This window comes from Moorena sp. SIO3B2 (assembly GCF_010692525.1).
GTDB classification, from domain to species: Bacteria; Cyanobacteriota; Cyanobacteriia; order Cyanobacteriales; family Coleofasciculaceae; genus Moorena; species Moorena producens.
The window spans coordinates 1-8,592 of the sequence record NZ_JAAHHE010000263.1; the positions used below are offsets into that span (position 1 = coordinate 1).

Annotated in this window: 12 protein-coding genes; 5 read left to right on the plus strand and 7 right to left on the minus strand. The window is 41.9% G+C overall.

All coding sequences use genetic code 11. The features are described 5' to 3' along the window. Positions 1 to 244 precede the first annotated feature (244 nt). From F6K38_RS30390 to F6K38_RS30405, 4 genes are all read right to left on the minus strand, one after another. A complete protein-coding gene (locus F6K38_RS30390; RefSeq protein ID WP_287358795.1) occupies positions 245 to 526 on the minus strand; it encodes a hypothetical protein in 282 nt (93 codons plus the stop codon). A 222-nt stretch (positions 527 to 748) separates the two neighbouring features. Next, positions 749 to 871, minus strand: coding sequence for a hypothetical protein (locus F6K38_RS30395; protein ID WP_287248381.1), 123 nt, complete (start codon positions 869 to 871; stop codon positions 749 to 751). 898 nt (positions 872 to 1,769) lie between these two features. Next, entirely contained in the window at positions 1,770 to 2,627 is an 858-nt protein-coding gene (locus F6K38_RS30400) for a helix-turn-helix domain-containing protein (RefSeq protein WP_287297060.1), read from the minus strand. 39 nt (positions 2,628 to 2,666) lie between these two features. Then, positions 2,667 to 2,795: a hypothetical protein gene (locus tag F6K38_RS30405; protein ID WP_008181270.1), complete on the minus strand. Its 129-nt coding sequence runs from the start codon at positions 2,793 to 2,795 to the stop codon at positions 2,667 to 2,669. A 175-nt stretch (positions 2,796 to 2,970) separates the two neighbouring features. Between F6K38_RS30405 and F6K38_RS30410 the strand changes: the two genes are divergently transcribed. The 4 genes from F6K38_RS30410 to F6K38_RS30425 all read left to right on the plus strand — a co-directional run bounded on the left by F6K38_RS30410 (position 2,971) and on the right by F6K38_RS30425 (position 5,073). Then, on the plus strand, positions 2,971 to 3,138 hold the full coding sequence (locus F6K38_RS30410; RefSeq protein WP_154659710.1) for a hypothetical protein: 168 nt from the start codon (positions 2,971 to 2,973) through the stop codon (positions 3,136 to 3,138). A gap of 68 nt (positions 3,139 to 3,206) precedes the next feature. Next, positions 3,207 to 4,220 (plus strand): hypothetical protein, encoded by a 1,014-nt coding sequence (locus F6K38_RS30415; protein WP_008181268.1) that lies wholly within the window; start codon positions 3,207 to 3,209, stop codon positions 4,218 to 4,220. A 31-nt stretch (positions 4,221 to 4,251) separates the two neighbouring features. Continuing rightward, positions 4,252 to 4,437: a hypothetical protein gene (locus F6K38_RS30420; protein WP_008181266.1), complete on the plus strand. Its 186-nt coding sequence runs from the start codon at positions 4,252 to 4,254 to the stop codon at positions 4,435 to 4,437. A gap of 180 nt (positions 4,438 to 4,617) precedes the next feature. Further along, the gene (locus tag F6K38_RS30425) at positions 4,618 to 5,073 is read left to right on the plus strand and encodes a DUF3531 family protein (RefSeq protein WP_008181265.1); all 456 of its coding nucleotides are present in this window, start codon (positions 4,618 to 4,620) and stop codon (positions 5,071 to 5,073) included. Between the two features lie 368 nt (positions 5,074 to 5,441). On the opposite strand, the gene F6K38_RS30430 is transcribed toward F6K38_RS30425, so the two are convergent. Continuing rightward, positions 5,442 to 5,780 (minus strand): P-II family nitrogen regulator, encoded by a 339-nt coding sequence (locus tag F6K38_RS30430; protein WP_008181264.1) that lies wholly within the window; start codon positions 5,778 to 5,780, stop codon positions 5,442 to 5,444. A gap of 48 nt (positions 5,781 to 5,828) precedes the next feature. On the opposite strand from F6K38_RS30430, the gene F6K38_RS30435 reads away from it, so the two are divergent. Next, complete coding sequence (locus F6K38_RS30435) at positions 5,829 to 6,068, plus strand: hypothetical protein (protein WP_008181263.1); 240 nt, start codon at positions 5,829 to 5,831, stop codon at positions 6,066 to 6,068. 42 nt (positions 6,069 to 6,110) lie between these two features. On the opposite strand, the gene feoB is transcribed toward F6K38_RS30435, so the two are convergent. Both feoB and F6K38_RS30445 read right to left on the minus strand, forming a co-directional pair. Next, positions 6,111 to 7,964, minus strand: coding sequence for a ferrous iron transport protein B (gene feoB / locus F6K38_RS30440; protein WP_008181262.1), 1,854 nt, complete (start codon positions 7,962 to 7,964; stop codon positions 6,111 to 6,113). Positions 7,965 to 8,252: 288 nt separating this feature from the next. Further along, complete coding sequence (locus F6K38_RS30445; protein ID WP_008181261.1) at positions 8,253 to 8,453, minus strand: hypothetical protein; 201 nt, start codon at positions 8,451 to 8,453, stop codon at positions 8,253 to 8,255. Between the last annotated feature and the right edge of the window lie 139 nt (positions 8,454 to 8,592).

Here is an 8,592-nt window from a genome sequence, read left to right on the forward strand (position 1 = left end):
AATTTAACCTATTCGATACTTAAACTACTATAATGCGTGGCCTGGAAAACCTCGTTAATTAATGTTAAAAAAACGGCAATTTTATTTTAAGTATGATAAGATAGTATTTTAAGCAGTAAAAAGTATACAATTTATTAAGAATTTGCTATATTCGGTAATTGTTATGGTAGGATGCTAATTTTGAAGTAAGCATTCAGGTATCAGCCATTGGCCTATAGCCAAGCTAGGCCAAAACGCTTGCATGTCACTTATGCAGAACATTTGTACTAAATTTGGGTAATAGGTAATAGGTAATAGGTAATAGGTAATAGGTAATAGGTAATAGGTAATAGGTAATAGGTAATAGGGGGAGCATGTCCAGGATGAATATTTGTACATTATCTATAGCCCCCTCATGGGTAATTGCTTCCGCTAATGGGACATAGTACAAATGTTCTGCAACTTTGACCTGCTCCCGCCAAAACAGCGTCGAAGCCTTTACCATGCATATGCTTACAAAAAAGCGATCGCTTTTTTGCGATCGCATCTTATCGACCCAATCAAGGTTTCATGTCTGTATTATCCCAATCATCCCGCACTGATTAAAAAGCGTCCGCTCACAGATACTCAAGGGAGCATGTCAATTTTGTTAATCCCTGTTCAGATCCCCCTAAATCCCCCTTAATAAGGGGGACTTTTAAATCTAATTCCCCCCTTTTTTAAGGGGGGCTAGGGGGGATCTATGTACCTAATTACAAAGGTGACATGCTCACAGATACTCAACATGCCCAACCATTTCCTCTGGCTTATAAGTCTCCTGAATCAAAACTAAGCCTTTGAGCATCAGGAAAACAGCAGGAAAACGCAAGCAAAACAGAGGATGCGATCGCAACCGCCACTATCTTCTTCTAAATACAGTTAAAACTTATTCATAAACCCTGATAAAAACAGTAAATCAACTCCCGGCAATAACCAGGGAGAGCATAGTTCCAAAAGCTGGCGTTGCTGAATCTTTGAATTAATAGGAGTAGAGTGGGCATCCTGCCCGCTCCAAAAGATATCGAACAGGCAAGATGCCTATTCCACAGGTGCGACCCAAGGGCGATTTACTCGCCCATTGGAAAGCGCACCTACTCTTAAAATCATTCCATTATTAAGAGTTTTTAGGTGCGCTTGAGCGATCTAATTATTAAATTCGCGCTTAGGCGCGCGCCTCCTAGGGCGAGTAAATCGCCGTTGGGTCGCATCTTTCGGCAAAGCCGACGCGGGGCGCGAACGCGGGGCGCGAACGGGTCGCATCTGAGGAATCGGCATCTTGCTGTGGAACTGGCATCTTGCCAGTTTCAATATATTGTCGGGCGGGCAGGATGCCCACTCTACTCCTATTCAGCGCGAAGATTCAGCAACGCCACTTCCCTTAGAACCATTAGCTCTCAAATATTTCATAACAGCTTCCGTCTGTATCAGAGTTTCAACTTTGGTTTTGCAAGTTTTCTGCACCGGGAGCATGTCACTGATGCAGAACATTTGTACTAAAGCTATAGCTCCCTCATCGGTTTTAGCTTGCTCGGATAGTACATAGTTCATAAGTTGTGCAACTTTGACTGTGCAACTTTGACCTGCTGTCTATTTAAGCTTAAACATAAACGGTTCCCCTCAATACTCAAAAATTCCAACTTTACTAACCATAAAAATAAAATAGTCTTTGACGGGACAATAATTAGTTTTATCTATAATTCGTTTTGTTAAGCGTCGTCATATATCGTCTCAAAATCAGGTACAATCGGCTTTTAAGATTCTTGTCTAACTTCTGGTTTCCTCTGCAACGTTTTTGAAGGCAATTCCCCAAACATGACTCTGTAATCTCTAGCAAAATGGCCTCCATTCCAGAAGCCAAATTGGTTAGCCAGGATTTCTACGCTACAACTGTCTGGATCACTTGCCTTCAGGCACCTGCGCACCGCATTCAGCCGTCGCACCTTGAGATAGCGCATGGGACTCATGCCAAATAACTCCTGAAACCCATAGGACAAAGCTGAACTGCTAGAGCCCAATCGTTTGGCTAGCTCCTTCAGGGTCAGGGGTTTTTCCAAGTGGGCTACTATTTCTTGCTCCGCTTGGGCTATCAACTTTCTGCGCCGAGAGGGTTTGAGGGTGGGGGTGGAACTGCCTTGAATGGGAATGGCTTGAATCACCAACGGAACCAGATCATTTGCAACCAGCTGTTGAACATGGGGCTGGTTCAACCAGTCAGGTTGATGTTGCGCCAACCAAAATAGTTCCCGCAGATAATCCTTGATCTCCCCAATCCGATCGGGCAATATACTCACATGATTCTTGGCGAGGAAGCGATCGTCCAAATCATAGCGCTGCAACTGATTTGCACAAGCTTCAAAGATTCCCACCGGGATGAATATGTCTACCATCATTCCCACTTGAGGAGTCACGAAGCCCGTTTCCCGTTGCCGATCAAAACCATTCAAATCAGTTTGGGGACACAGGGGCTGACCGTGGCCATAAAAATGGCCTCCTTTAGCCTCCCAAACCAACGCAAAAGTTAAATATCCCTGCTGTTTCGGACCGCTTACTTGAACCGATTGATTAGCGCTAATACGTGTGAAATATAAATCACCAATCTGGGTAGCCAAAAACTCACTCTGGAACGAACCACGAGAAAGCTGAATAATTTACATTTGGCTATAGGTCAAGAACTCAGTGAACTGTTCCAGAACCGTAAAACGACCGGAAATAATCTTAGAACTTACTGCTGTAGATTGGTTCAAATCTTGACTAGAATTTGCTGCTTTAAAACTCATGACTGCTTGAGATAAAATACATTATAATTCGTGGCAGTTGTGTGTAAGGAGGTACCTCGGCATTGGAATTTTTGAGAGTAGGGAGTAGGGAGTAGGGAGTAATAAAATTAAATCTACCTCATAAGTATGATCAATTATATCAACTATTTGCTAATATATAATTTTAAATTATCTCATGAAACCAAATGCTGATTTATCATACAGTCGTTTTCCTATTAATGAAGTACACACACGGATTCTTTCCCTGTTCCCTGTTCCCTGTTCCCTATTCCCTCTGCCCTATTCCCTATTCCCTGTTCCCTATTCCCTTTCACCATCAATTATAGTTTCACATCTCAAATGAAAATTCTATAGCTGACAGCTGAAAGCTGACTGCTGAATGCTTACTAACATCCTACCTTAACAATAATTATGAAACCCCAAACTGAGCAAATTGTTACTACCCTTCAAGAATTAACCAAAGATGAATACTTCAGCCTAGTTGGTGACGCTCCTTATATAGTTATTCCTTGGGAAGTGGACGATAAAGGTTCTTTTTCAGTGGAACGCTTTCTAGTCGATAACACCGGTCTTATGCCCTTTACTCCTGAAGAGTTTCTCAGTCAGATTCGCGCAACCCAATCTCAACCTGTGAGCGCCCATTACCAAAATCTGATCGCACTGCTGCAAGCTAATTTCTCAGAGTTAACTATCTATGGCTATCGCCTTCCTACACTACCAGAAGAATTGGAAGAGGGATTTCCCATTCAACAAAGTATCTTTGGCTCCTTAGGAATTCCGATGCTAATTGGTTTATCAACAGCAGGAGAGTGGATTGGATTAGGTATCAAACAAACCTGGCGGTGCAACTCATCACCACAATTTATGATTCCGGATCTAGAATCCGTCCAATACAATACCGCTGCACTGGTTGAGCAAATCCAATGTATCACCAATCAAATTACTCACCAAGCCCAAGCAGAGGAAGAATTGACCTTGGGAGGTTTCGAGGTAGTGATCACCACTAGTCGCAACGAAGTTATGCAAAAATTATTGGATACTACGGGATTTTTAGAGATTAGCGAAATCAATGAATTTATTAGAGTTCGAGATGATTACGGAAATGAGATAGAAGAGTACCAGGAAATAATAGCACAGCTAGAACAAGAACTAGTAAAATTAGAGGAAGAAGGAGAATTATCAACGGAAGAATACCAAGAGGTTCAAGAAGAATTGTCAGAACAAAGAGAAGGATTAGAGGAAATCCAAACAGAATGCAAGTTCGAGATAGATTTGAGAAACCTGTTTGCCACTCAACTGGTAAATTCCAAAACTTACCATCTTAACTTCAATCTGTCTGGGGAATGGTGTACAGTTCACTATGCCTTAGGGGAAACTCACGATCTCGATTGGGTAGTAGTAGCAACAAGTAGTTATACTCTTTGAGGGAATCACAGGAAGAGCAGGAGATGGGGAGATGGGGAGATGGGGAGATGGGGACTTAGATCAGCAACTGGCTCTCCACAACTGCTTAGGTGCCCTTGAGCTGCTCCCTGCTCCCTGCTCCTTGCTCCCTGCTCCCTGCTCCCTGCTCCCTCTCTCACTATTGGTGATTTTTCATAACTATATTTTTCACAACTCGTTTAAAATTGTGATAAGATAGGGTTTGAAAAAAATCAGGATTAATCAAAAAGTTAATATCCGATATTCGGGATTAATGGCGATAAAAAAAACTAAGTGTTAGTTAAAATAATTGCTTTTCACCGATTCCCGATTCCCGATTCCCGATTCCCGATTCCCGATTCCCTGTTCCCGATTCCCTGTTCCCTGTTCCCTAAACGATATGCAAATTATATTTCGTGAGTTTAACCCATTTGATTTGTGGATTTGGATAGAATTTAGCACTGTTCCTTCCTATCGGGAAAAGGAATATGTGGAAGAACTGTTCAATTCCTGGTTTTTATTAGGTAAATTGGGAGGATTTGATGCAGAAAACCTGCCAGTGCAAGAGGTTGGCCTAGAAATCAGCTACATGGAATATGATGATAGAGTAGCGGAAAAGAGTTTAATGGCCTTGATGCATAATCAGGGCGAGTTTGAGTATGAAGGCACTTGGGGGCGCTGCTGGTTTGATTTAGGAACTAGTGATGCGATCGCTCTTGATATTTTAATTAATTCTCTCCGGCAACTTGCCAAAGAATATGTGGAGATTGAAAAATTAATTATAGGTGGTGAAAACGACGATTGGCCAGTACAGGATCGGAGCAAATCAATGTTTTACGAGTCTAATTTAAACTAAGTCCTACTAATCACTTAGCAAATCGTGGGTGGATTGTAAGCATATGCGCTACGCGCACGCGTACGCGAACAGCGTTCAGCTGTCAGCGGTCAGCTTAGAATAAAATTGAAAGTCTGGGGAAAAGCCCTTGGCCTTTGGCTGATAGCTGAATGCTTACATTACCCATCACCACTTAGTAAAAAAAATACCAATTCAATTAGGGTGGGCAAAGTAATCTAATCATTAATACTGATTTGAACCAAACTGTTTTTGCCCACCGGACAAGCTCAAGTAAAAAAAATACCAATTAAAGTAGGGTGGGCAAAGTATTCTAATCTAGAATTATCAAAATAAGCAAACTGTTTTTGCCCACCCTACTTGATTAGGGATTAAACCGCCTCTAGATTCCTTTCCCCAGTCCTAATCCGGACAATTTGCTCAATGGGACTGATGAAAATTTTACCGTCGCCGATTTTACCAGTGTGAGCAGCAGCGAGAATTTTTTCTACTGCCATGTCAACTAAGCCATTTTCAACAACGACTTCTAGCTTGACCTTAGGAAGAAAGTCCACTCTGTACTTTGTACCGCGATACTGTTCAGTTTGACCTTTCTGCCGTCCAAATCCCCGAACTTCAGACACGGTCATGCCAACGATACCAGCATTGACTAAAGCGATTTTAACCTCTTCGAGCTTATAGGCTCGGATAATTGCCTCGATTTTTTGCATTTTCCCAGCCCCTTACTGGGGCTTCCACTCCAATTAACTAACACCAGCATGACATATATACCACGAAAAATAAATTTTTCTGTAAAAAATAATACATTTATGATTGGTCATTGGCTCATTGCGATGTTCTTGACTGTCTTGCTCAGGGAGGATATAGCGCTACGCGCAAGTCAGAAGTTAGAAGTCAGAAGTCAAAAGTCAGCGATTACTTACGTTTCGGAGTTTAGGAATGTCCTAACAGTAGCGCATAGTGCTATAAGTGGGAATCCCCCTCCCGACTCCCATTAACCCAATAATTTGTACCTCACCCAATTGAGAAGTGCTATCTCTTCATTGAAATCCCAGTGCTAAAGCTCCCTGGTAAAATATCAAGCTAGCTACCCAAGCCAACCCTAAGGAAAACACTAAGGAAAATAGGGTAAATTTCCATGATTTTGCCTCATTAAATAGGGTAACAACGGTAGTTAAACAGGGAGTGTAGATTAAGCAAAAGATACAAAAACTATATCCTTGGATAAATGTCACTGTATCAGTTATCTGCTGACTAACAGCAACGGAGTTAAGTCCATAAATTACAGCTAAAGAGCCAATCACAATTTCTTTAGCAATGAAACCAAAAATTAGAGCTAGGGTTAAATGGGGATTAATACCAATGGGATTCATGACCGGACTGAAAAATTGTCCAATTTGCCCGCCAATGGTATCCAATCCTGTCGCTCCTGGCGGTAAATTCGTGATGAACCAAACGGCAACACAGCCAAAGGTAATAAACCCAGATGCTCGTTGCAAAAATTCTTTGACTTCTCCCCACCCTCTAAGTAACACTTGTTTGAGGGTGGGAATTCGGTAAGGGGGTAATTCTATAATAAAAGGTTCCTCGTTTTTAAAGACTCCTTGGAAAAGAGCAGCAGTGACAATGGCGGCTACAAAACTAAGTAGGTATAGGGAAAATAATACTAACGCTCCGTTACCATGGGGAAATACAGCAGCAATGATAAAGACAAATACCTGGAGTCTGGCAGCACACAAAGCAAAAGGAATCACTAGCATAGTTAGCAGTCGCAAGGCTTGCGATCGCATAACTCTAGTTCCCATTAATGCGGGCACATTACAGCCGAATCCCATCATTTGCATCACAAAACTGCGACCATCTAACCCCAACCGTTCCATAAAGATATCCATTAAATAGGCAGAACGGGATAGGTAGCCACTATCTTCTAGAATTGCCATTAAGATAAAGAACAGCACAATTAATGGAACAAAGGAAGCAACGGTAGCTAAACCGTTCCAAATCCCATTAATCAAAAAGTCTTGAATCACTGTGGGTAAGGGTTGGATGACAGGCTCAATTATGGCACCTTGAATCCAGCCAGTCATATCATCCATCAGGTCTTGAGAGGGGAGTCCCACAGTCCAAACCACCCAAAATACCAGGAACATTCCTAAGAAGAACAAGGGTAATCCCAATATCGGATGCAGCAGGAACTTATCAATCCTGGCAGTTAAATTGACTGCCATCTCAGAGGGCATTTCTACCGCACCATTTAGTACTGATTCTATCTCTTTAGTGGAAATAGAGCTATGCTCAGATAAACGAGTTTTTAGATTATCTATTCGATTATCTCTATTAATCGATTCTTCTTGTGCGTTTAATGTTTTAGAAATTTCTAGGTATGCCCTCATATAGCCGTCTCCATACTTGGCACTAATGAGGAACACAGGCATATCCAAATTATCGGATAATTTTTCTGTGTTGATTTTAACTCCATATTGCTTAGCTTCATCAGCCATATTCAGCATCACCACTGCAGGTAAACCTAGGGCTTTTACCTGCAATGCCAAGCGAATTTGACGGTCAATTTGGGAAGCATTGAGAACAATAATAAATAGATCAACAGCAAAATTTTCTAAGAAGGTTTGAACAATTTTCTCATCATCAGAAAATCCGTTCAGGTCATAAATTCCTGGTAAATCTACGAATTCCGTAGGTTCGCCATTGAGTTGGACATTAGCTTGTAGTAGATCTACAGTAATGCCGGGCCAATTGCCAACGTGAGCACTGGTACCTGTGATACGGTTAAAGAAGGTTGATTTGCCCGTGTTGGGCATTCCTAGCAAGGCAACTCGCTTAACCCCTTTCGAGTCTTCAATGACGGCGGTGCTGGTATTATGGCAAGAGGTCATAATGTTACTGGCAGATATTTGTTTAAGCTCTGCAGGCTATCGGGGGGCCTTGAACAGTAACGATTATATAGCAATATAGCGGTTTTTAATTGGGTGAGGTACAGAATTTTGGGATTTTAGGGAACAGGGAACAGCGGATCTGGGAACAGGGAACTCAGAAGAGGGAATAGGGAACTTCGGAATTGGGAAAAAATCCTGTGTATCTCATAAGTATGGAAAACCCTATATTTCCGATTACTATAGCAATACGCCGTCGGGTATTTACAAATAATGGTGAGGCATAAATTACTACAAGCTTTGTAAAACTTGGCTTGCCTGTTGCCTGTTGCCTGTTGCCTGTTGCCTGTTGCCTGTTGCCTGTTGCCAGCCCGTAGCGCTATAACTATTAAAGCGATTCGGCAAAGCCGACGCTACGCGATCGCTAAAGTATCGCTGATACAAATTGCAGCTAACCATCACGTGATTGTCTGACCAATTCACCAGCTCCATACTGTACAACTTCTGGGGGGGCGACGATATGGCTTGAAACGATTGATACGTCAAGAGTGTAACGATCTGTGATAGAAAAAGATAGGTCTCAAATTGTCAATAAGACCTATCTGTTGCAAATGTTACCCTTATTCTATCA

Excerpts from the sequence above, each read along its gene's own strand:
- F6K38_RS30390 (WP_287358795.1), bottom strand. The coding sequence starts at position 526 with ATGCGATCGCAAAAAAGCGATCGCTTTTTTGTAAGCATATGCATGGTA.
- F6K38_RS30435 (WP_008181263.1), top strand. The coding sequence starts at position 5,829 with ATGACATATATACCACGAAAAATAAATTTTTCTGTAAAAAATAATACA.
- F6K38_RS30420 (WP_008181266.1), top strand. The coding sequence starts at position 4,252 with ATGGGGAGATGGGGAGATGGGGACTTAGATCAGCAACTGGCTCTCCAC.
- feoB (WP_008181262.1), bottom strand. The coding sequence starts at position 7,964 with ATGACCTCTTGCCATAATACCAGCACCGCCGTCATTGAAGACTCGAAA.
- F6K38_RS30410 (WP_154659710.1), top strand. The coding sequence starts at position 2,971 with ATGAAACCAAATGCTGATTTATCATACAGTCGTTTTCCTATTAATGAA.
- F6K38_RS30430 (WP_008181264.1), bottom strand. The coding sequence starts at position 5,780 with ATGCAAAAAATCGAGGCAATTATCCGAGCCTATAAGCTCGAAGAGGTT.
- F6K38_RS30445 (WP_008181261.1), bottom strand. The coding sequence starts at position 8,453 with ATGGAGCTGGTGAATTGGTCAGACAATCACGTGATGGTTAGCTGCAAT.
- F6K38_RS30415 (WP_008181268.1), top strand. The coding sequence starts at position 3,207 with ATGAAACCCCAAACTGAGCAAATTGTTACTACCCTTCAAGAATTAACC.
- F6K38_RS30405 (WP_008181270.1), bottom strand. The coding sequence starts at position 2,795 with ATGAGTTTTAAAGCAGCAAATTCTAGTCAAGATTTGAACCAATCTACA.
- F6K38_RS30425 (WP_008181265.1), top strand. The coding sequence starts at position 4,618 with ATGCAAATTATATTTCGTGAGTTTAACCCATTTGATTTGTGGATTTGG.